The organism is Pseudomonas sp. 3MAES_34.3B (assembly GCF_058145875.1).
This window is the reverse complement of the sequence record NZ_CM176960.1, coordinates 4,725,165-4,746,428: the sequence shown is the minus strand read 5'-3', so window position 1 is coordinate 4,746,428 and position 21,264 is coordinate 4,725,165. Positions and strand designations below refer to the sequence as shown.

General features: G+C 62.8%; 22 protein-coding genes. 10 read left to right on the top strand and 12 right to left on the bottom strand.

What is annotated here, in order from left to right; translation table 11 throughout:
- The 7 genes from mltB (at window position 1) to AC3Z8Y_RS21145 (ending at window position 6,247) form a co-directional block, all read left to right on the top strand.
- Window positions 1-1,011, top strand: coding sequence for a lytic murein transglycosylase B (gene mltB, locus AC3Z8Y_RS21175; protein WP_490087449.1), 1,011 nt, complete (start codon window positions 1-3; stop codon window positions 1,009-1,011).
- Window positions 1,011-2,018, top strand: coding sequence for a septal ring lytic transglycosylase RlpA family protein (locus AC3Z8Y_RS21170; RefSeq protein WP_490087448.1), 1,008 nt, complete (start codon window positions 1,011-1,013; stop codon window positions 2,016-2,018). Before mltB ends, AC3Z8Y_RS21170 begins: the two co-directional genes overlap by 1 nt.
- A 126-nt stretch (window positions 2,019-2,144) precedes the next feature.
- Window positions 2,145-3,305 (top strand): D-alanyl-D-alanine carboxypeptidase family protein, encoded by a 1,161-nt coding sequence (locus AC3Z8Y_RS21165; protein ID WP_181117426.1) that lies wholly within the window; start codon window positions 2,145-2,147, stop codon window positions 3,303-3,305.
- 81 nt (window positions 3,306-3,386) lie between these two features.
- Window positions 3,387-3,662, top strand: a complete 276-nt coding sequence (locus tag AC3Z8Y_RS21160; protein ID WP_181117425.1) for a DUF493 domain-containing protein — start codon at window positions 3,387-3,389, stop codon at window positions 3,660-3,662.
- On the top strand, window positions 3,662-4,312 hold the full coding sequence (gene lipB, locus AC3Z8Y_RS21155; protein WP_490087447.1) for a lipoyl(octanoyl) transferase LipB: 651 nt from the start codon (window positions 3,662-3,664) through the stop codon (window positions 4,310-4,312). The genes AC3Z8Y_RS21160 and lipB overlap by 1 nt, the downstream gene beginning before the upstream one ends.
- A 1-nt stretch (window position 4,313) precedes the next feature.
- Window positions 4,314-5,324, top strand: coding sequence for a lipoyl synthase (gene lipA / locus AC3Z8Y_RS21150; RefSeq protein WP_490087446.1), 1,011 nt, complete (start codon window positions 4,314-4,316; stop codon window positions 5,322-5,324).
- Window positions 5,321-6,247 (top strand): S66 peptidase family protein, encoded by a 927-nt coding sequence (locus AC3Z8Y_RS21145; RefSeq protein ID WP_490087445.1) that lies wholly within the window; start codon window positions 5,321-5,323, stop codon window positions 6,245-6,247. Before lipA ends, AC3Z8Y_RS21145 begins: the two co-directional genes overlap by 4 nt.
- A 70-nt stretch (window positions 6,248-6,317) precedes the next feature.
- On the opposite strand, the gene AC3Z8Y_RS21140 is transcribed toward AC3Z8Y_RS21145, so the two are convergent.
- The 4 genes from AC3Z8Y_RS21140 to leuS form a co-directional block, all read right to left on the bottom strand.
- Entirely contained in the window at window positions 6,318-7,607 is a 1,290-nt protein-coding gene (locus AC3Z8Y_RS21140; RefSeq protein WP_490087444.1) for a lytic murein transglycosylase, read from the bottom strand.
- A gap of 67 nt (window positions 7,608-7,674) precedes the next feature.
- Entirely contained in the window at window positions 7,675-8,712 is a 1,038-nt protein-coding gene (gene holA / locus AC3Z8Y_RS21135) for a DNA polymerase III subunit delta (protein ID WP_490087443.1), read from the bottom strand.
- Between the two features lie 31 nt (window positions 8,713-8,743).
- On the bottom strand, window positions 8,744-9,349 hold the full coding sequence (locus tag AC3Z8Y_RS21130; protein ID WP_490087442.1) for an LPS-assembly lipoprotein LptE: 606 nt from the start codon (window positions 9,347-9,349) through the stop codon (window positions 8,744-8,746).
- Between the two features lie 68 nt (window positions 9,350-9,417).
- Complete coding sequence (gene leuS, locus AC3Z8Y_RS21125; protein WP_490087441.1) at window positions 9,418-12,024, bottom strand: leucine--tRNA ligase; 2,607 nt, start codon at window positions 12,022-12,024, stop codon at window positions 9,418-9,420.
- A gap of 215 nt (window positions 12,025-12,239) precedes the next feature.
- On the opposite strand from leuS, the gene AC3Z8Y_RS21120 reads away from it, so the two are divergent.
- Window positions 12,240-12,548: a hypothetical protein gene (locus tag AC3Z8Y_RS21120; RefSeq protein WP_181117417.1), complete on the top strand. Its 309-nt coding sequence runs from the start codon at window positions 12,240-12,242 to the stop codon at window positions 12,546-12,548.
- A 42-nt stretch (window positions 12,549-12,590) separates the two neighbouring features.
- A complete protein-coding gene (locus AC3Z8Y_RS21115; RefSeq protein WP_490087440.1) occupies window positions 12,591-13,352 on the top strand; it encodes a YdcF family protein in 762 nt (253 codons plus the stop codon).
- Here the strand turns inward: AC3Z8Y_RS21115 and lnt are convergent.
- From lnt to AC3Z8Y_RS21095, 4 genes are read right to left on the bottom strand one after another with little or no spacing between them, the layout of a single operon-like run.
- Window positions 13,346-14,887: an apolipoprotein N-acyltransferase gene (lnt, locus tag AC3Z8Y_RS21110; protein ID WP_490087439.1), complete on the bottom strand. Its 1,542-nt coding sequence runs from the start codon at window positions 14,885-14,887 to the stop codon at window positions 13,346-13,348. The genes AC3Z8Y_RS21115 and lnt overlap by 7 nt on opposite strands.
- A gap of 8 nt (window positions 14,888-14,895) precedes the next feature.
- Window positions 14,896-15,735: a CorC family transporter gene (locus AC3Z8Y_RS21105; RefSeq protein ID WP_181117414.1), complete on the bottom strand. Its 840-nt coding sequence runs from the start codon at window positions 15,733-15,735 to the stop codon at window positions 14,896-14,898.
- Between the two features lie 35 nt (window positions 15,736-15,770).
- Entirely contained in the window at window positions 15,771-16,244 is a 474-nt protein-coding gene (gene ybeY / locus AC3Z8Y_RS21100) for an rRNA maturation RNase YbeY (protein ID WP_490087438.1), read from the bottom strand.
- Window positions 16,237-17,229, bottom strand: coding sequence for a PhoH family protein (locus AC3Z8Y_RS21095; RefSeq protein WP_490087437.1), 993 nt, complete (start codon window positions 17,227-17,229; stop codon window positions 16,237-16,239). Before AC3Z8Y_RS21095 ends, ybeY begins: the two co-directional genes overlap by 8 nt.
- Window positions 17,230-17,448: 219 nt before the next feature.
- Between AC3Z8Y_RS21095 and AC3Z8Y_RS21090 the strand changes: the two genes are divergently transcribed.
- A complete protein-coding gene (locus tag AC3Z8Y_RS21090; protein ID WP_181117411.1) occupies window positions 17,449-17,775 on the top strand; it encodes a DUF1820 family protein in 327 nt (108 codons plus the stop codon).
- Window position 17,776: 1 nt separating this feature from the next.
- Here the strand turns inward: AC3Z8Y_RS21090 and AC3Z8Y_RS21085 are convergent, their stop codons facing one another.
- The 4 genes from AC3Z8Y_RS21085 to AC3Z8Y_RS21070 form a co-directional block, all read right to left on the bottom strand.
- The gene (locus AC3Z8Y_RS21085; RefSeq protein ID WP_490087436.1) at window positions 17,777-18,325 is read right to left on the bottom strand and encodes a tetratricopeptide repeat protein; all 549 of its coding nucleotides are present in this window, start codon (window positions 18,323-18,325) and stop codon (window positions 17,777-17,779) included.
- Between the two features lie 154 nt (window positions 18,326-18,479).
- The gene (hemL, locus tag AC3Z8Y_RS21080) at window positions 18,480-19,760 is read right to left on the bottom strand and encodes a glutamate-1-semialdehyde 2,1-aminomutase (protein WP_181117409.1); all 1,281 of its coding nucleotides are present in this window, start codon (window positions 19,758-19,760) and stop codon (window positions 18,480-18,482) included.
- 21 nt (window positions 19,761-19,781) lie between these two features.
- Window positions 19,782-20,405 carry a thiamine phosphate synthase gene (gene thiE, locus AC3Z8Y_RS21075; RefSeq protein ID WP_490087435.1) on the bottom strand — a complete coding sequence of 208 codons (624 nt, stop codon included), beginning with the start codon at window positions 20,403-20,405 and terminating at the stop codon, window positions 19,782-19,784.
- 52 nt (window positions 20,406-20,457) lie between these two features.
- Complete coding sequence (locus tag AC3Z8Y_RS21070; protein ID WP_490087434.1) at window positions 20,458-21,255, bottom strand: bifunctional hydroxymethylpyrimidine kinase/phosphomethylpyrimidine kinase; 798 nt, start codon at window positions 21,253-21,255, stop codon at window positions 20,458-20,460.
- Between the last annotated feature and the right edge of the window lie 9 nt (window positions 21,256-21,264).

Genomic DNA, 21,264 nt, shown 5'->3' with positions numbered 1-21,264 from the left:
ATGCAAGCAATGCGCGGCTGGGTCGCTCGATACGCTCCTTGGGTCGGCCTGGCTGGCATCCTTGGTACGCCCGCCTCGTCTGTGGCGGGTGATTACGAAGGGTCGCCACAGGTGGCGGAATTCGTTGGCGAGATGACCCGCGACTATGGCTTTGCCGGTGAACAGCTGATGGGTGTGTTCCGCGAAGTGGAGCGCAAGCAGGCAATCCTCGACGCCATCTCCCGGCCCGCCGAGCGCGTGAAACCCTGGAAAGACTATCGCCCGATTTTCATCACCGATGCCCGTATCGCCCGGGGCGTAGACTTCTGGCGCCAACACGAAGCCGCACTGGCCCGCGCCGAGCAGGAATACGGCGTGCCCGCCCAGGTGATCGTCGCGATCATCGGCGTGGAAACCTTCTTCGGTCGTAACACCGGTAACTACCGGGTGATCGATGCGCTGTCCACCCTGGGCTTCGACTATCCTCCACGCGCCGACTTCTTCCGCAAGGAGCTGCGCGAGTTCCTGCTGTTGGCGCGCGATGAACAGGTCGACCCCATGACACTCAAGGGCTCGTATGCCGGGGCGATGGGCCTGCCGCAATTCATGCCCAGCAGCTTCCGCGCCTATGCCGTGGATTTCGACGGTGACGGCCACATCAATATCTGGAGCGATCCCACCGACGCAATCGGCAGCGTGGCCAGCTATTTCTCCCGGCATGGCTGGGTGGCCGGCGAGCCCGTGGTCAGCCGCGCCGACGTACGAGGCCCTCGCGCCGATGAAGGCCTGAGCCCTGGGCTGGACCCTACGAAAACCGTTGGAGAGTTGCGAGGGTTGGGCTGGTCGAGTCATGATGCGCTCCGCGATGACTTGCCGGTCGTTGCGTTCAAGCTGGACGGAGAGGCCGGGCCGGAGTACTGGATGGGCCTGAAGAACTTCTACGTCATCACGCGCTACAACCGCAGCGCGATGTACGCGATGGCGGTTCACCAACTGTCGCAAATGCTGGTTCAAGCACGGGGCACCAAGTAATGCTGGCTTTGCCGTTTCGCACATCACTGAAACTGGCGCTCTATGGAGCGGTGGCATTGCTGGTGGCCAGTTGCTCCAGCAGCCGCTCGCCCGAGCCTACCTATACGGTGCGTGCGCAACCTGGCCTGGACATCAACCGTGCCCACAAGGACGGCGCCCCTTGGTGGGACGTGGATGTTTCCCGTATTCCCGATGCTATTCCTACGCTGCACACCGGGCCGTACAAGGCCAACCCCTACACGGTGCTGGGCAAGACCTACTTCCCGATTCCGGATGCCAGCAACTATGTCGCTGTAGGTACGGCGTCGTGGTATGGCACCAAGTTCCACGGGCAGAACACCGCCAACGGTGAGGTGTACGACCTCTACGGCATGAGCGCGGCCCATAAAACGCTGCCGCTGCCCAGCTACGTGCGTGTGACCAACCTGGACAACAACCGCAGCGTGATCCTGCGCGTGAACGATCGCGGGCCGTTCTACTCCGACCGCATCATCGACCTGTCCTACGCCGCAGCGAAAAAGCTCGGCTATGCCGAAACCGGTACCGCCCGGGTGAAGGTAGAAGGGATCGATCCACAGCAATGGTGGGCCCAACGCGGCAGGCCGGCGCCCATGGTGCTGCAGCAGCCAGCGGTGCAGGTGGCCCAGGCGCGCCCGGCGCTTACCCCGGCTACCGGCACCATCGAACAATACACCCCGCCACCGCAGCAACACGCCTCGGCGGCTGCTCCGGTCGCAATCGACCCAAAAAAAAACGCTTCTGCGCAGGCAACTGGCCTCTATCTCCAGGTGGGAGCCTTCGCCAACCCGGACGCTGCCGAGCTGCTACGGTCGAAGTTGAGTACCATGGTCAAGGCCCCGGCCTTTACCAGCCCTACGGTTCGCAACCAGCAAACGCTCTATCGCGTTCGGCTGGGGCCGATCGGAACCCAGGATGAAGCCCAGCAGGTGCAGAACAGCATTCGCCTGGCCAACCTCGGCTCGCCGAGCATGGTCACGGCGGACTGACCCGCCACCTGTATCGCTTCATGCTCCCTGCGAGCGTGCGCCACGGACGGCACCCACGTAAGCCCTGACAAGGCTTTGAAAAGATTTGCCCACAGGGCCTGTGCCATCAGTAATCTCGAGAGACGGATGAACATCACCAACTTTGCCAAACGCCTGTGCCTGCTTGTTCCCTTGCTGCTTTCCCCCACCGCGTGGGCTGCCGACCAGATGGTACCCGCCGCGCCCCAGCTGGCGGCGCGCGCCTATGTGCTGATGGAGGCATCCAGCGGTAACGTTCTGATCGACAGCAATGGCGATGAGCGGCTGCCTCCGGCCAGCCTCACCAAGCTGATGTCGGCCTATATCGCTACGCTGGAAATCCGCCGCGGGCAAATCGGCGAGAACGATCTGGTGACCGTCAGCGAGAACGCCTGGCGCACCGGCGGTTCGCGGATGTTCATCAAGGTGGGGTCGCAGGTGACCGTGAGTGACCTGCTCCACGGGATCATCATCCAGTCGGGCAACGACGCCACCGTCGCCCTGGCCGAGCACATTGCCGGCAGCGAAGACGCCTTCGCCGACATGATGAACGCCACGGCCAAGAAGCTGGGCATGGACAACAGCCACTTCATGAACCCGACCGGCCTGCCGAACCCGGATCACTACGCTTCGGCGCATGACATGGCCATTCTGGCCCGCGCGATCATCCATGAAGACCCTGCTCACTACGCGATCTACTCGCAGAAAGAGTTCTTCTGGAACAACATCAAGCAGCCTAACCGCAACCTGCTGCTGTGGCGCGACAAGACCGTTGACGGTCTCAAAACCGGCCATACCCAGGAAGCCGGCTATTGCATGGTGGCTTCGGCGGTACGCGACGGCACCCGCCTGATTGCCGTGGTGTTCGGTACCAACAGCGAGCAGGCCCGCGCGGCCGAGACCCAGAAGCTCCTGACGTACGGTTTCCGCTTCTTCGAAACCCAGACCTTCTACAAGGCAGGCACCGAGCTGAACAAGGCGCCGGTCTGGAAAGGCACCACCAACGAAGTGAAGGCCGGCCTGGCCGAAGACCTCACCATGACCCTGCCACGCGGCCAGTTGAAGAACCTGCAAGCGAGCATGACCATGAACCCGCAGCTCACCGCGCCTATCGAAAAAGGCCAGGTGATCGGCAAGGTGGAAGTGAAGAACGGCGACAAGGTAGTTGAAACCAAGGACCTGATTGCCCTGGACTCCGTCGAGGAAGGTGGCATCTTCCGTCGGTTGTGGGATAGCATTCGTCTATTCTTCTACGGCTTGTTCAACTGACGAACCGTCGGTTACCCCTCCCCAGCCCCCGGCTGTGGGAGGGGTAGCTTTTTTCCACGGCTTGATGAGGCCGTCACTGCCATGACAGACACAGATGTAAAGTCTCATATCATTGAGTTTCCTTGCCCCGACTACCCGATCAAGGTCATCGGCGACACTGTCGTGGGGTTCAAGGATGCCGTCATCGAAATCCTCGCCAAATACGCCAAGGTGGATATAAAAACCCTGGCGGAGCGGCAAAGCAGCAATGGCAAGTACACCACGGTGCAGCTGCATATCATTGCTACCGGCCAGGAGCAGCTGCGCGACATCAACAGCGCGTTGCGGGCCACCGGCTTCGTGCACATGGTGCTTTGATGCCCGGTTGCCTGGGCTTTCGCGAGCTCGGCCTGAAACCCTACCAGCCCGTGTGGCAGGCGATGCGTCGGGTCACCGACGAAGCCCGCGAGCGTAGCGTGGGCGACGAGGTGTGGCTGGTGCAACACCCGCCGGTGTTCACACAGGGGCAGGCTGGCAAGGCCGAGCATCTGTTGCTGCCGGGGGATATCCCGGTGGTGCAGGTCGATCGTGGGGGCCAGGTGACCTACCACGGCCCCGGCCAACTGGTCGCCTACCTGTTGCTCGACCTGCGCGAGCGGGGTTTTGGAGTGCGCGAGCTGGTCACCCGGATCGAAAATGCCCTCGTGGCGTTGCTCGACAGTTACGGTGTAACCGCGGCGGCGAAGCCCGACGCGCCCGGTGTATATGTGAACGGGGCGAAGATCGCCTCGCTGGGGTTGCGCATCCGCCACGGTCGGTCGTTCCATGGCCTGGCGCTGAACGTCGACATGGACCTGCGCCCCTTTCAGAGAATCAACCCGTGCGGCTACGCCGGCCTTGCCATGACGCAACTGGCCGACCATGCGCCCGGTGCAGAACTTTCCGAGGTAAGTGCCCGGCTGCGCGCGCAGCTCGTCGAACACCTCGATTATGCTGAGCAGACGACCCTCACGGGCGGAATCGACTGATATGACTACTGCGCAAGACACCGTCGCCAGCCCAGAGGCCGCGATTCAAAAGCCCTCCGCGCCAAAAAAGGTTGAAGCGGGGGTGAAGCTGCGGGGCGCCGACAAGGTAGCCCGCATCCCGGTGAAGATTATCCCCACCGACGAACTTCCAAAAAAGCCGGACTGGATTCGCGTACGCATTCCAATCTCGCCGGAAGTCGACCGTATCAAGCAACTGCTGCGCAAGCACAAGCTGCACAGCGTGTGCGAAGAAGCTTCGTGCCCGAACCTGGGTGAATGCTTCTCCGGCGGCACCGCCACCTTCATGATCATGGGTGACATTTGTACCCGGCGCTGCCCCTTCTGCGATGTGGGCCACGGCCGGCCAAAGCCACTGGATGTGGACGAACCTCATAACCTGGCCGTCGCCATTGCCGACCTGCGCCTGAAGTATGTGGTGATCACCTCGGTGGACCGCGATGACCTTCGCGATGGCGGTGCACAGCATTTCGCTGACTGCCTGCGGGAGATCCGCAAGCTCTCCCCGGGTATCCAGCTGGAAACGCTGGTGCCTGACTATCGCGGCCGCATGGACGTCGCCCTGGACATCACCGCGCAGGAACCGCCAGACGTGTTCAACCACAACCTGGAAACCGTACCGCGCCTTTACCGCGCCGCGCGCCCGGGTTCGGACTACGAATGGTCCCTGGACCTGCTGCAGAAGTTCAAGCAGCGCGTGCCCACGGTACCGACCAAATCCGGCCTGATGCTCGGCCTGGGCGAGACGGACGAGGAAGTGATCGAAGTCATGCACAAGATGCGCGAGCATGACATCGACATGCTCACACTCGGGCAGTACCTGCAGCCTTCCCGCAGCCACTTGCCGGTGCAGCGTTTCGTGCATCCGGACACCTTCGCCTGGTTCGCCGAAGAAGGGTACCGCCTGGGCTTCAAGAACGTGGCTTCCGGGCCGTTGGTACGCTCTTCGTACCATGCGGACCAGCAAGCTCATGAGGCGAAGATCAAGCTTTGACCGGCGCCTTTGGCCAGCCGGTACCGGCGCTGCGCCCAGGCGACTGCCTGGGCCTGATCGCACCGGCCGGCCCCGCTGAGTTCGACCACGGCGCCGCCCATGCCTGGGCGCAGCGCCATGGCTACCGCCTCAAGATCTTTCCTGGCGTACCCCAGGCCACGGGTTACCTCGCTGGCAGCGATGCCGTACGGCTCGCCGACCTGCATGCGGCCTTTGCCGACCCCGGCATTGCGGCAATCCTGTGCGTTCGCGGGGGGTATGGCAGCCCTCGCTTGCTGGACCAGATTGATTATTCCCTGATCGCGAACAACCCCAAGCCGTTCGTTGGGTACAGCGACCTTACCGCCCTGCATCAGGCGATCCTTCTCGAAACCGGCTGCATTACCTTCCACGGCCCCATGATGCGCCCGGACCTGCTTACCCCTCGCCTGGCACCGACTGAAACACTGCTGTTGCAGATGCTGCGGGGGGAATTAGGGGAGGGGGATTGCATTCATCACCCTCTGGACTGGCCTTTGACCACGCTGCACCCCGGCGTGGCCGAGGGCCGCCTGGTAGGTGGCAATCTCACGATGATCGGCGCTTCGCTAGGCACGCCTTGGCCGATCGATACTGACGGCGCGGTGCTGTTTATCGAAGACGTGAACGAGCCGCTGTTCCGCATCGACCGCACGTTGAATCAACTGCGGTTGGCGGGCAAGTTCGTTGGGCTGCGCGGCGTGCTGCTCGGCGATGTGGCCAAGGTCGAGCTCGGCCCATTGTTCGACCTGATAAAAGCGACCTTCGCTGGCTTGGGTATCCCGGTGCTGGCTGGCTGGCGCAGTGGCCACTGCAACCCTAACCTCACCCTGCCCCTGGGGGCACGGGTGGTGCTGGATGCCGATAGCCAGCGGCTTACCCTGGCGCAACCGATTACCTGCTAACCCCCATAGCCCAACTCCGGGAAGGCCGCGAATAGGCGTTAGGGCTGCGTTCGCGGGCTTCGCCTCGCGCCTACATGCCGCGCAGGCTTTCCAGCAGCTTATGCGTGGGGTAGCCATCCGCGGGCCAGCCGCGTGCCTGTTGAGCGGCGCGAATGGCTTTGCGGGTATTGCTGCCGATGATGCCGTCAGGTGTGCCCGCATCGTATTGAGCTGCGCTCAGCAGGGTTTGCAACTCAATACGCTCGGAACGGCTGAGCGGCAGGTCATCCTTGGGCCAGGTACCCTGTACGAAGCCACCCCCGTCGAAGCGCTGTGCCAGCAGGCCGACGCCGAGCGCGTAGGACGACGAATTGTTGTATTTCAGGATGGCGCGGAAGTTGTCGAGCACCAGAAACGCGGGGCCGCGGTAGCCCGCTGGCAACAACAGGTTTGCCTGGGCCTGGCCAAGGGTAGGCGGCAGAGAGGTGCCTGGCGCCAGCTTCACGCCTTGGGCGAGCCATTCAGCTATAGGCTTGCGCAGACTGCCATCCGCCTGGGCGTAGTCGAACCCGGCAGGTACCTGCACTTCCAGGCCCCAGGGCTGGCCACGCTGCCAACCGGACGCTTGCAGGTATTGAGCAGTGGAAGCCAGTGCATCCACCGCGCTGTTCCAGATGTCCCGGCGGCCGTCATCGTCAAAGTCCACGGCATGGGCGTTATAGGTGGTGGGAATGAACTGTGTCTGGCCCATAGCCCCGGCCCACGACCCCAGCATGTGCGCGGGATCGATATCGCCGTTCTGCAGGATTTGCAACGCCGCTACCAGCTGCTCCTGAGCGAAACCTGGCCGCCGGCCTTCGTAACCCAGGGTAGCCAGCGAGCGAATCACTGACTTGTCACCCTGGAACTGGCCGAAGCTGCTTTCCATGCCCCACACGGCGACGAGTGCCTGCCGGTCGACGCCGTAGCGTTGTTCGATGCGCTGCAGCACGTCGGCATATTGGGTGAGCAGTGCCTGGCCCTTGCGTACCCGTATAGGCGAAATGGCGCTGTCGAGGTACTCCCACACCGGCCGGGTGAATTCCGGCTGGCTGCGGTCTGCCGTAATCACCGACGGGTCTGGGCTTACGCCGGTGAAAGCGCTGTCAAACACATCTGTACGAATGCCGGACTGAAGCGCATGGGCCCGAAATGCCGCCTGCCACTGCTCGAAGGACTGCGCAGGCTCTGCATCAGTGGCAACGGCAACGACGTTGGTGGCTGGGCTCGTTGGCAGCGCATCGGCGGCGGTAGGGGTTTCCGAGCAGGCGGCAAGAACAAACAGGCTGGAGGCAGCAATGATCCGGCTGGAGCGACGACGGCAGATACGGCGAAAAAACATGCAATTGCCCAGGCATATGTAAGTGTTGGAAAACCTTAACACGCCAAGGCTGGGGGCCGCCAAGGGGCTATTGCGCGGGTAGTGCGAAACGTTGACCGGCCATCAGCAGCGTGAGCCGGGAAAGCCCTGTCCACACCGAGCCCGGCGCCTGCCCTTTGATCTGCGCATCCAAGCCCTGGGCATCTTGTAACAGAAGGTTCCACCGTGCCGCCGGGTAACGTTGCATGGCCTTGCCGACCAGTGCGCGGCGTTTGTCCCACACAGGTGGTTTCATCTGGCTGAAGGCTTTGTCCAGTGGCACGCCCTGGCTGGACAGCTGCGCTACCCCTCCAAGCGTGCGGAGTTCGCGGGCCAGCGCCCAAAGGATGACCGGCGCTTCCACGCCTTCGCCTCGCAGCCCCTCCAGGATACGCAGCGCATGCGTAGCGTCGCCGGCCAGCACCGCGTCCACCAGCCCGAATACATCGAAGCGCGCACTGTCAGCGACCGCTGCCTGCACGGTTTCCAGGGTGACCTGATTACCGTCGGCGAGCAGCTTCAGCTTTTCCACTTCCTGAGCGGCGGCGAGCAGGTTGCCCTCAACCCTGGCAGCGATAAGCTCTACCGCATCGGGATGCGCAGAAAGGCCTGCCTGCGCCAGGCGCTGGTTGATCCATTGGGGCAGATGGTTCGCATCCACCGGCCACACCTGGATGAACTGTGCGTGAGGGGCATTGATAAGGGCCGAGGCCCATTTGCTTTTTTGTGTACTGCCGTCCAGCTTGGGCAGGCTGATCAACAGCAGCGTGTCCTCGGCAGGGCGCGCCGCATATTCGAGCAGCGCCGCCGCGCCTTTGTCGCCGGGCTTGCCGCCAGGCAGGCGCAACTCGAGCAGGCGCTTCTCGGCGAAAAGGGAAAGGCTGGCGCCAGCCTGGAGCAGGCCGCCCCAATCGAAGCTGGCATCGGCATTGAATACCTGCCGCTCATCGAAGCCCTGCTTGCGGGCCGCGGCCCGGATGGCGTCGGCAACCTCCTGGCACAGCAGCGGTTCGTCACCACTGACCACGTAGATGGATGCCAGAGGGCCCTGCAAGTGCTTGCCCAGCTGGGCCGGAGGCAGTTTCAACGCAGGGGCCTCCGGCAGCTGGCAAGCAGGATCACTTGGTGGGCATTTCCATCGGGGACTGTTGCGGGGTTTCGTCGCGGATGCGCTGCGCTTCAGCTTCTGCAGCGGCGTCGGCGTCGGCCTTGGCATCTGCCTGGGCCTGACGCTTTTGCAGCTCGGCCGGCGTGAGCTGGCTCAGGCGCAGCATCATGCGCTGGATCAGCTCCCGACGCATTTCGGTGCGCACACGGGTGGCCTCCTGATCCGAACCGGTCAGGTTGTTACTGTCATGCACGTAGATCTTCTGCACATCCATGTGATCGTCCAGCAGTACACGTTGCTGGCTGCCTGTGATGGTGTAGTCCACCCGCAGGGTCATCTCCACTTCCGAGGTGCGCGCCGAGCCGCTGTAGGTGGCGTTACGGTTTTCTTCCTGCTCGTCGGTAAGCGTCAGCGTGTAGGGCGCGCCGGCCACGACTTGAACACCGCTGCGCTCGAGCGCTGCACGCAGGTCGGTGACGGTAGTGCCGTAAGCGTCGCGAGCCTTGACGTTCAGCTCCTTGATGCCCATTTCATTGGTGCCGGTGCCGCGCAGCTGGAAACCGCAGGCGCTCAGCAGCGTGGCGAGCCCCAGTACCAGCAGGTTACGTACGATCATGGTTGTTGCTCCTTCAAACCTTTTTAGCCGACGCGCCTCGGGGCGCAGGGCGCCCGCGAGGCCGGGGATCAGTTGGCGACGATATTGACCAGCTTGCCTGGCACCACAATGACCTTGCGAATGGTCTGGCCTTCGGTAAAGCGCAGTACATTCTCGTTGCTGCGCGCGGCGGCCTCGATCTCTTCGCGGCTTGCACCTGCCGGCATGTCGATCTGGCCACGCAGCTTGCCGTTCACCTGAATCACCAGGGTGAGGGTGTCCTGCACCAGTGCGTCTTCGTCGTGGGCAGGCCAGGCGGCGTCGATCACGGCTTGCGCATGGCCCAGGTGATGCCACAGGTCATGCGAAAGGTGGGGTGTGATCGGCGCGAGCAGCAGAACCACGGCTTCGAGCCCTTCCTGGAGCAGCGCGCGATCCTGCGCATCGGCCTGAGGGGCTTTCTCGAGCACGTTCATCAGCGTCATTACCTGGGCAATGGCCGTGTTGAACTTGTGGTGCTGGCCTACATCCTGGCTGGCCTGGCGGATAGCCAGGTGAATGGCCCGACGCACGATTTTCTGACCATCGTTGAGCCCGGCGGTGTCCAGCGGCCCTGGCAAGCCTTGCGCCACATGTGCCTGAGCCAGCCGCCATACGCGGCGCAGGAAGCGGTTGGCGCCTTCCACGCCCGCATCGGACCATTCGGCGCTCATGTCAGGCGGCGAGGCGAACATCATGAACAGGCGGCAGGTATCCGCGCCGAACTGGTCGATCATCGACTGAGGATCGACGCCGTTGTTCTTGGACTTGGACATCTTCTCGGTGCCACCGATTTCCACCGGCAGGCCGTCGCTGCGCAGTGTCGCGCTGATGACCTTGGCCTTGGCATCACGCTCGAGGTCCACATCTGCCGGGTTGAACCAGGTTTTGCCGCCGTTGGCTTCGGTGCGGAAGTAGGTTTCAGCGATCACCATGCCCTGGGTAAGCAGGTTCTTGAAGGGCTCGTCCGAGGTGACCAGGCCCTCGTCGCGCATCAGCTTGTGGAAGAAGCGCGCGTACAGCAGGTGCAGGATGGCGTGCTCGATGCCGCCGATGTACTGGTCGACCGGCAACCAATGATTGGCCGCAGCCGGGTCCACCATGCCGCCGGTGTAGTTCGGCGAAGCATAGCGTGCGAAGTACCAGGACGACTCCACGAAGGTATCCATGGTGTCGGTTTCACGACGGGCAGCCTGGCCGCAGCGCGGGCAGGTGCACTCGTAGAACTCGGGCATGCGCGCCAAGGGCGAGCCGGCGCCGTCGGGTACCACGTTTTCAGGCAGAACCACGGGCAACTGGTCTTCGGGGACGGGAACGTCGCCACAGCCGTCGCAATGGATGATCGGGATCGGGCAGCCCCAGTAGCGCTGGCGGCTGATGCCCCAGTCGCGCAGGCGGTACTGCACCCGGGATTGGCCAAGTTCTTTTTTCAGCAGCGCCACTTCGATCGCGTCGAACGCGCCCTCGAAATCCAGCCCGTCGAACTCGCCAGAGTTGATCAACTGACCATGTTCGCCGTAGGCAGGCTGCCAGGGGGCAGGGGTAGTGTCCCCGGCGCTGGTGCGCACCACGGCCTTGATCGGAAGGCTGTACTTGGTGGCGAATTCGAAATCGCGTTCGTCGTGGGCCGGCACTGCCATCACGGCGCCGTCGCCGTAATGCATCAGTACGTAATTGGCCACCCATACAGGGAGTTTCTCGCCGGTAAGCGGGTGCTCCACGAACAAGGCGGTGGCACGGCCTTTTTTCTCCTGCGTGGCCACGTCAGCTTCGGCGACACTGCCAGCCTTGCATTCAGCGATGAAGGCCTGCAGTTCGGGGTCGTTCTGTGCGGCGAGGGTTGCCAGCGGGTGCTCGGCGGCCACGGCGACATAGGTCGCGCCCATCAGGGTGTCGGGGCGGGTGGTGAACACCTTGAGCACGCCGGTTTCGCCAATGGAGGCCTGGTCATAGGGGAAGCGTACTTCCATGCCCTTGGACTTGCCGATCCAGTTGCGCTGCATGGTCTTGACCTGCTCGGGCCAGCCCGGCAGGTCGTCCAGGCCTTGCAGCAGCTCTTCGGCATAGGCGGTGATCTTGAAGTAGTACATCGGGATTTCCCGCTTCTCGATCACAGCTCCGGAACGCCAGCCGCGGCCGTCGATGACCTGCTCGTTGGCGAGCACGGTCTGGTCGACCGGGTCCCAGTTCACGGTCCCGTTGCGGCGGTAGATCACGCCCTTTTCGAACAGCCGGGTGAACAGCCACTGTTCCCAGCGGTAGTAATCCGGCTTGCAGGTAGTGACTTCGCGCGACCAGTCGATCGCCAGGCCCAGGCTTTTGAGCTGGGTTTTCATGTAGGCGATGTTTTCGTAGGTCCACTTGGCGGGCGCGACGTTGTTCTTCATCGCCGCGTTTTCCGCCGGCATGCCGAAGGCGTCCCAGCCCATGGGCTGCAGCACGTTCTTGCCCAGCATGCGCTGATAGCGAGCGATCACATCGCCAATGGTGTAGTTGCGCACATGCCCCATGTGTAGCTTGCCGCTGGGGTAAGGGAACATGGACAGGCAGTAGTAGGTCGGCTTGCCGGGCTCTTCACTGACTTCAAAGGACTTTTGCGCATCCCAGAAAGCCTGGGCGGCGGCTTCGATTTCGCGAGGCTGGTAGTGTTCGTGCATGGCTACTTTTTGCTGGGGAAGTGAGTGACGAGCTGACGTGCGCAGCGGCCAACGATCCAGTGTCTTGATGAACGCCGTAGCATACATGACCCCCGGGGGGCCGTGAAACGCTGATTGCGCCTGCGCCTCCGTTGGTCGCGGCGCCAAGCTGGCGGGGCGGGTGACGCTAAGCTGTTGTGTGGGGCAAGAAGTTTCGTCAGCAGAGAGGTGAGCGGATGGTGGAAACACATCTCACAGCCATTAAACCGGAGCTTTACGAACGCTTGATCGACCGCCTGGGCCTGGCGCTGGACGCTGCGCGCACCTCGGTTCACCTGCGCAAGGAAGTGCCGGCCGAGCTCGAGCTCAAAGGCCTGAGCCGCGCTGAATTCGATTGGCTCAGTGCCTATCTGCATGCAAGCGCCGCCAGCGTGCAATCCGCGCCGGCCCGCCCGATCGTCGAGCGGGCCAGCAACGTGGCGTGGCTCAAGGACAGGCGCCGGCGGGGCAACCGGGGCAGCGCCCAGGCGATGACGTTCGAGTAGATCCTGTTACGATTCGGGCACCCAACCAGCGAGCGGTGCCCGATGTTTTTGCGTTACTTCCTCAAACAACTTTTTTACCCGCCGTGCCTGCTGATCATCCTGTTGCTGCTGGGTTGGCTGCTGCGCCGCCGCGCGCCGCGCCTGGCAACAGGGTGTTTTGCGGCAGGCGTGCTGGGGCTGATCGCCATGAGCCTGCCGGTGGTGACCCAAACGGCTGCGGGTGTGCTTGAGACAGCGCCCGTCTTGCCGGTAGCTGCCTGGGCAAACCTAGCACAGCAGGGTGAAGTGATTGTAGTGCTGGGCGCCGGGCGGGAGCGTGGCGACCCGGCATGGGACGGTGAAGACCAGCCCACCGGGACCGCGCTTGAACGCATGCGCTACGCGGCAGCGTTGGCCCGCGCCAGCGGCCTGCCCCTCATGACTTCGGGCGGCCTTCATTACGGCGAGCCACCGAGCGAGGCCGAGATCATGGCCAGATCGCTCAAGCAGGATTTCGGCATGAGCACACGCTGGCTGGAGCCGCAAAGCCGTACCACTTGGGAGAACGCCACTTTCAGCGCTGCGCTGCTCAAGGCCCAGGGCATCAACAAGGTAGTGGTAGTCACCCAGGCCTGGCACATGGCGCGGGCGCGATGGAGCTTCGAGCGCGCCGGCCTGCAAGTGGTCAGCGCGCCTGTAGGCTTTCTGAGCCGCAGCACCGGGCGCCCCTTCGGTGGGTGGGTGCCCGATGCCAAGGCATTCTGGCAGAACGGCCAGCTATTGAACGAGGCGATCGGCCAGTTGGGTTACCAGCTGTTTTATTGAGCCGGTGTGGCGGTAAACACCTGCCGGCGCGCCCTCGAACGCCGCCACACTGCCCAACCGAAGATGAGCGTGCAGAGGCAGATCAGCGGCCATGAACGCCATTGAAGGTAAGGGGTAAGCCCACTCATGGGCACTACTTCGCCATACATCACGCCTGGTTCAAACGACGGCAGCCGCTCGGTGATCCGGCCTTGCGGATCGATCAATGCAGTGACACCGCTGTTTGTGGCCCGGATCATCCACCTCCCGGCCTCCAATGCCCGCATCCTGGCCATCTGCAAGTGCTGAAGGGGGCCGATCGAGGTGCCGAACCAGGTGTCATTACTGATCGTCAGCAACAGGTCACTGCGTGCAGCCATACTTGCGGCAAACTCGGGATACACCACCTCGTAGCAAATGAACGGAGCGATCTCGTAGCCCTTGGCCTGCAGCAATGGCTGATCCGCCGGGCCGCGGGCAAAGTCGGACATCGGCAGGTCGAAGAACGCAATCAGCCCTCTGAGCAGGTCTTGCAGCGGAACATATTCGCCGAATGGCACGAGCTTCTGTTTGAGGTACGTCCCTTCGCCCGCGCCTACCACGGTGATGCCATTGAAATAGCGGCGTTCATGCCGTACCTCCTGGCGAATCGGTACGCCCGTGATCAGCGCCGACTGCCGGCTATTGGCAAAATCACCCAAGCGGTCCAGGTAACCCCTGGCATTGTCCAGCAAAACGGGCACTGCCGTTTCCGGCCAGATGATCAGGTCGGTACGGCGCGCGTTCAGCGTAAGGTCCCGGTAAAGCGCCAGCTGATCGTCGATTTGCGCAGGGTCCCATTTGAGGCTTTGTGCAATGTTGCCTTGCAGTGCGGCAACGCTCAGCGGCTTGCCTGCCGGCGCAGTCCAGGCGTGGCCTTGAAGGCCGTAGGCGGCCAACCAGGGGGATACGAGCAGCACCAGAGCGGTAACCAGAGCGGCCTTGTATTGACGCAGGCGCACAAGGTTACAAAGAATCGCGGCCGTCAGCGCCAGGCAGAACGACACCAGCCACAAGCCGCCGACAGGCGCCAGCCCACCCAGTGGCCCATCCAGCTGGCTGTATCCCGCGTATAGCCAGGGAAAACCCGTAAGGAACCAGCCCCGGAAGGCCTCCTGGGCGACCCAGAGCGCAGCAAACCCCAGTGAGTCGGCCAATGGAGCGTAGGTGCGACGCAGTAGCCGCGCCCACAGCCAGGCGGGCAGGGCAAAAAACAGCGCTACCCCGGCAATGAATCCGAACATCAACAAGCCCGCCAGCAGCGCCGAAGCCCCGCCATAGGTATGAATGCTGACGTAGATCCAGCTGGTGCCGGCGGCAAAGGTACCAAACCCGTAGCACCAGCCGCGTAGAAGCGCCTGGCGCGGGCTGAGCTCGCGCAGGCCCAGATAGAACAGTGCCAGCGACAGCACCGCCAGCGGCCAGATATCGAACGGGGCCAAGGCCAGGGTGGTCAGGCTGCCGGCCACCGCGGCCAGCAGGTTACCGGGCCAGCCGGGGTGGGTAATCCAGCGCATGAAGGTCCTTAGCGGTTGATCGGGGTGATACGCAGCAAGTGGATTCGCCGGCTGTCGGCGTTGAGGATGCGGAAACGATATTCACCGATCACGGTGGTTTCGTTGCGCTTGGGCAGGTGGCCAAAGGCACTCATTACCAGGCCGCCCACGGTGTCGAACTCATCATCGGAGAATTCGCTATCGAAAAACTCGTTGAAGTTTTCGATCGGTGTCAGTGCCTTGACGAGGAAGTCACCGCTGGGCAGCGGCTTGATGTAGCTGTCTTCTTCAACGTCATGCTCGTCTTCGATATCACCTACGATCTGCTCGAGCACGTCTTCGATGGTCACCAGGCCTGCCACGCCGCCGTATTCGTCAATCACGATCGCCATGTGGTTGTGATTGGCGCGAAACTCGCGAAGCAGCACGTTCAGGCGCTTGGACTCGGGCACGAACGTCGCGGGCCGCAGCAGGTCCTTGATATTGAAGCCTTCGGTGCTGCCCTGAAGGATAAGCGGCAACAGGTCCTTGGCCAGCAACACCCCGAGCACTTCGTCATGGTTCTCGCCCATGACCGGGTAGCGCGAGTGGGCCGCATCGATGACCGAAGGAAGGAAGTCCTTTGGCGTTTGCACGGCCTTGATGGTGATCATCTGCGAGCGCGGGACCATGATGTCCCGTACTTGCAGGTCGGCGACCTGGATGGCGCCTTCAACGATGCTCAAGGCTTCGCTGTCCAGCAGCTTGTTGCTGTGGGCTTCGCGCAGAAGCTCTAGCAGCTCCTGGCGATTCTTGGGCTCATGGACAAAAGCCTGGGTGATTTTTTCCAGCCAGGACCTCTGCCCGTTGCTCGATCGATCTTCGCTCATGGCGTTGTTTACTCGTGTTCCTTGGATACAGCGGATTAAAGGGTAGGGGGCGCAGTGACGGTTTCAGCATACGGATCCGGGTGCCCGAGTTCTGCAAGCAACTCCCGTTCCAGGCTTTCCATCTCTTCAGCCTCTTCATCGTCGATGTGATCGTAGCCAAGCAGGTGCAGGCAGCCGTGGATCACCATGTGGGCCCAATGGGCCTCTGGCGCCTTGGCTTGCTCCGATGCCTCGCGCTCTACCACCGCGGCGCAGATGACAAGGTCACCGAGCAACGGGATGTCCAGCATGTCGTCAGGCACATCGGCCGGGAACGAGAGTACGTTGGTGGCGTAGTCCCGCTGGCGGTATGTGCGGTTCAGCATCTGCCCTTCCGCTTCGTCAACGAGGCGGATCGTGAGTTCCGAATCCGCCGTGCGCTGGCGTAGGGCCAGTTCGCACCATTGACGGAATTTCGCCTCGCTGGGCACCGGGCTTGAAGTGGCCTGCTGAAGGTCGAGCTCAACCATGGGGTGTGGTTTCCCGCGGCTTCGGCTCGTCGAACCGCTCGTAGGCCTCGACGATTCGCTGCACCAGCGGATGGCGCACCACATCCTTGGGTTTGAAGTGGGTGAAACTGATACCCGGGACGTCCTTGAGCACTTCGATCACGTGTGCCAGGCCCGAGCGAGTGCCCTTGGGCAGGTCGACCTGGGTGATGTCCCCCGTGATTACCGCTGTGGAGCCGAAGCCGATCCGGGTCAGGAACATCTTCATCTGTTCGGTGGTGGTGTTCTGGCTTTCATCGAGGATGATGAAACTGTTGTTCAGCGTTCGCCCGCGCATGTAGGCCAGCGGGGCGATTTCGATCACCTGGCGCTCGATCAGCTTGGCTACGTGTTCGAAGCCGAGCATTTCATACAAGGCGTCGTAGAGGGGGCGCAGGTAGGGGTCGATCTTTTGCGCGAGGTCCCCCGGCAGGAAGCCGAGCTTTTCGCCGGCTTCAACCGCAGGCCTTACCAGAAGAATGCGGCGCACCTGTTCGCGCTCCAGCGCATCCACCGCGCACGCCACCGCCAGATACGTTTTGCCAGTGCCCGCCGGGCCGATACCGAAGTTGATATCGTTGGCCAGCACGGCCTTTACGTAGCGCTGCTGATTCAGCCCGCGGGGGCGGATCATGCCCTTGCGGGTACGCAGGGTAACTGCGACCTCGTTGTTGGCCGGGTCGTCCAACTGTTCGACGGCAGATTCCTGCAGGAACAGGTGAACCAGGCCCGGTGAAAGCTCGGTAGCCTTGGTTTCCCGATACAAGCGGCGCAGAAGAAGCTCGGCGGAATGGGTATGCCCGGGGTCGCCGATCAGCTCGAACTGGTTGCCCCGGTTGCGGATTTCCACATCCAGGCGTTGCTCAAGCAGGCGCAAATGCTCGTCGAATTGGCCACACAGGTTGGCGAAACGGCGAGCTTCGAAGGGCTCCAGGGTGAAACGATGGGGTTCTATGGGTGCGTTCAAGGTCGTTTTTTGGCCGCTCTACGGCTGAGAAGTTGGGCTCAAGGATAACCCCAGAGCCGGGAAGGGGAAAGCGCAACGCGTGGCGCTCTCGACCGGGGGTGCAATGGGTCACGGTAGTTGCGTGTGCGCCGCGCGGCAAGCATCAGCGGTGGAATTGGGCCGGGGGCAGCGTGGTATGATCGGCGCCCTTTTTCTTTCCAGTTGTTACTCCTGCCTACGATGACCAAGCGCGAAGAACCTATTTACAAAGTGATCTTCCTTAACCAGGGCCAGGTGTTCGAAATGTATGCCCGGCATATTTACCAGAGTGACCTGTGGGGCTTTCTCGAGGTAGAAGAGTTCGTGTTCGGCGAACGCACCCAGATGATCGTCGATCCGGGCGAAGAAAAGCTCAAGGCTCAGTTCGAAGGCGTTACCCGCAGCTTCGTACCGGTGCATTCGATCGTGCGGATCGATGAAGTGGAGCGGTTGGGTACCGCAAAGATTTCCGACGCAAAAATGACCGGCAACGTGATGCCGTTCCCGGTTCCCCTGCCCGAAAAATAGGCTACGGAAGCGGGGCGAACGGGGTGCGCCCGTCTGCAGTCTGTAGCTCGACCAGGTATTTACGGAAGATCTGCCCCAGCACCTCGGTAGCGCGCTCCAGGTCTTCGTGGCTCATGCTCGCCGATACCTCGTCGGCAGAGTCCAATGCATCCTCGGCCCCGTTTACAGCCGCCATTTTCAGCACGATATACGCCTGGATGTTGTTAGCCGGCACGCCTTCGCCCCGGAAAAACATCAACCCCAGGTGATACTGGGCGTCGGCATTGCCCTGCAACGAAGCCTGCTCGAAATAATTCAAGGCCTGATTGAGGTCGCGCTCGGTCTGCTTGCCGTCGTAATAGAACCGGCCGAGTTCGTACTGCGCCTGGGCGTCACCACCTGCCGCCGCCTGCTGGCATGCCGTAACGGCCTGGGCGAGCGAAGCGGGAGCGGTATCAAGGGTGCAGCGGCTGGGGGCGGGCACCAGCAACGAATTGCCGTCAGCTTGAGCCAGCAGCGGACCGAGAAGCAACAGGCAGCCCATGGCGAGGGCGCGGCCGGTGCGGTTCATGGGGATCGATTTACCTCTGAGCGGGCGGGCAGTGCCACCCTCGGGATAACAATGTGCGCATTATGAAATAAGCCGGTCACACCTTACAAAGTCTTTACTCGGATTTTTCCGTGATAGCCACACGCCATAAGGGCGCGTGGCTCGGCATTGCCCCTTACAGCTGGGCGAAGGCCCGCTCGGCAGCGTCCAAGGTGATCTTCATTTCCGCTTCGCCATGAGCAATGGAGGTGAAGCCCGCTTCGAACGCGCTAGGCGCGAGATAGACGCCGCCGTCAAGCATGAGATGGAAGAACCGCTTGAATCGTTCCGCGTCGCTGGCCATCACGTCCTGGAACGTGACGATATCGTCGGCACCGCTGAAATAGAGCCCGAACATGCCACCCGCCTGGGTCGTTACGAAGGGGATCTGTGCCGCATCGGCGCGCTGCTGCAGGCCGTCCAGCATCGCACTGGTGTAGGCCGTCAGTTCATCATGGAACCCCGGGCGGCTGATCAGCTTGAGGGTGGTCAGCCCCGCAGCCATGGCCAGCGGATTACCTGAGAGCGTACCGGCCTGGTACACCGGGCCCAGCGGCGCAATGTGGGACATGATCTCGCGCTTGCCGCCGAAACAGCCCACGGGCATGCCGCCGCCGATGATCTTGCCGAAGGTGGAGAGGTCTGGCGTGACCCCGTAGTACGCCTGGGCACCACCGAGCGCCACGCGGAAGCCGGTCATCACTTCGTCGAAGATCAGCACCACGCCATGGCGGTCACACAGCGTGCGCAAGCCTTCCAGGAAGCCCGGCGCTGGCGGCACGCAGTTCATGTTCCCGGCCACGGGCTCAACGATGATGCAGGCGACTTCCGACCCCGACTCGGCGAGGGTTTTTTCAACTTCGTCCAGGTCGTTGAAGGGCAGGGTAAGTGTGTGGCGCGCAAACGCAGCCGGCACACCCGGTGAACTTGGCACGCCCAGGGTGAGCGCGCCGCTGCCGGCCTTTACCAACAGGCTATCGGAGTGGCCGTGGTAGCAGCCTTCGAACTTGATGATGCTGTCACGCCCGGTGAAGCCTCGGGCAAGGCGAATGGCGCTCATGGTGGCTTCGGTGCCGGAGCTGACCATCCGCACCATTTCCATGGAGGGCACCAGCGAGCACACCAGCTCGGCCATGTGCGTTTCCATCTCGGTGGGCGCGCCGTAGGAAAGGCCATGCTCGAGCTGGTCCCGCACGGCCTGAAGCACGTCGGGGTGGCTGTGCCCCAGGATCATCGGGCCCCACGAGCCTACGTAGTCCACATAGCGTTTGTCGTCTTCGTCGGTCACATACGCGCCGGCCGCATGCTTGAAGAACAGGGGCGTACCGCCAACGCTCTTGAACGCGCGGACGGGTGAATTCACGCCGCCGGGGATGTGTTTCTGGGCGGCGGCGAACAGGTTTTCAGAGCGGGACATGGGGCAATTCTCTCGATCGGTTCAGGCGCCGAACAGCGCATTGAAAGCGCGGGCGCGGCGGGTGACTTCATTTGCGGTATCTGCAGCGAACAGCGAATGCACGACCGCCAGCAGGTCGGCGCCGCGTTCAAGCAGCAGGGGCGCGTTATCCAGCGTAATGCCGCCGATGACGCAGATCGGCAGCTTGAGCTGGCGCCGGGCATCGGCCAGCAGGTCGAGGCTGGCCGGCGGCGCTTCCGGTTTGGTGGAGGAGTTGAAAAAGCGGCCGAAGGCAACATAGCTTGCGCCATTGGTGGCGGCTTCACGGGCCAGCTCGAGGTTGGCGTGGCAGGTGGCGCCGATTATCGCGTTGCGGCCAAGCAGGCTGCGTGCCGGAGGCAGCGGGCCGTCGGTCTGCCCCAGATGAACCCCAACACCAAGGCGGGCGGCCAGCTCGGCGTCGTCGTTGATGATGAGTTGGGTCTTGTAGCCTTCGCAGAGGCGCTTGAGCGTTTCGGCTTCGCGCAGGCGCCGGGCATCTTCCTGGCGTTTGTCTCGATACTGCAGCAGCGTTACGCCGCCATCCAGGGCCGCTTTCACGTAATCGAGAAAATGGCCACTGAGCAACTTGTGGTCGGTGATGGCGTAAAGGCCGCGTAGTTTCATGTCAAACCTCTTGGGGCGTCGAGGAGCGTCCTGCGCCTGGCGTCGCGGATCATCAGGAACAGAAGTCGAGCGGCAGCCGCCGGGGGACGTATTGCCCCTGGCCCAGGCGTTCTGCGTCACGCAGTGTGCGCCAGGTGTAGTCGAGCGCTGAACGCACCGCGCTGGGCAGGGTTTCGCCCAGCGCCAGGCGGCCGGCCAAGGCGCTGGCCAGGGTGCACCCAGACCCATGGTAGCTGCCAGGCAGGCGCTGGCAAGTGCGGGTGTCTCGCAGGCCGTTACGGCCGTACAGCCGGTTATGAATTTCCTGTTCGTCACCGTGGCCGCCCGTGATCAACACATGGGCGCAGTGCTGGAGCAGCCGTTCGGCACAGGCCTCGGCGCTGCCGTCCGGCAGCTCGGCCAGGATGCGAGCCTCGGGAAGGTTAGGCGTGGTGATAGTGGCCAGCGGCAAGATCCGCTCGCGGATGGCATAGCCCACTTCATCCTTGCCCAACCGCCCACCCCCGCCCGCGCGCAGCACGGGATCGCACACCACCGCAACGCCCGGGTTGGCGAGGATCAGCTCGGCGACGGTATCGACCATTTCCAGCGAGCCGAGCATGCCTAGCTTGATTGCGGCGATAGGCGAATCGGCCATGACCGCCTGCGCCTGGGCCAGCACCCAGGCGCGGTCGAGCACGCGGAAGTCGATGACGTCCACGGTGTTCTGCACCGTAAGGGCCGTTACCGCGGGCGCGGCGTGACAACCTTGCGCAAGCAGGGCTTCGATATCGGCCTGCAGGCCGGCACCACCACTCGGGTCATGGCCCGAGAGGCATAGAACAACAGGGCGAGAGGTATAGGTATTCATGGTGCGCGA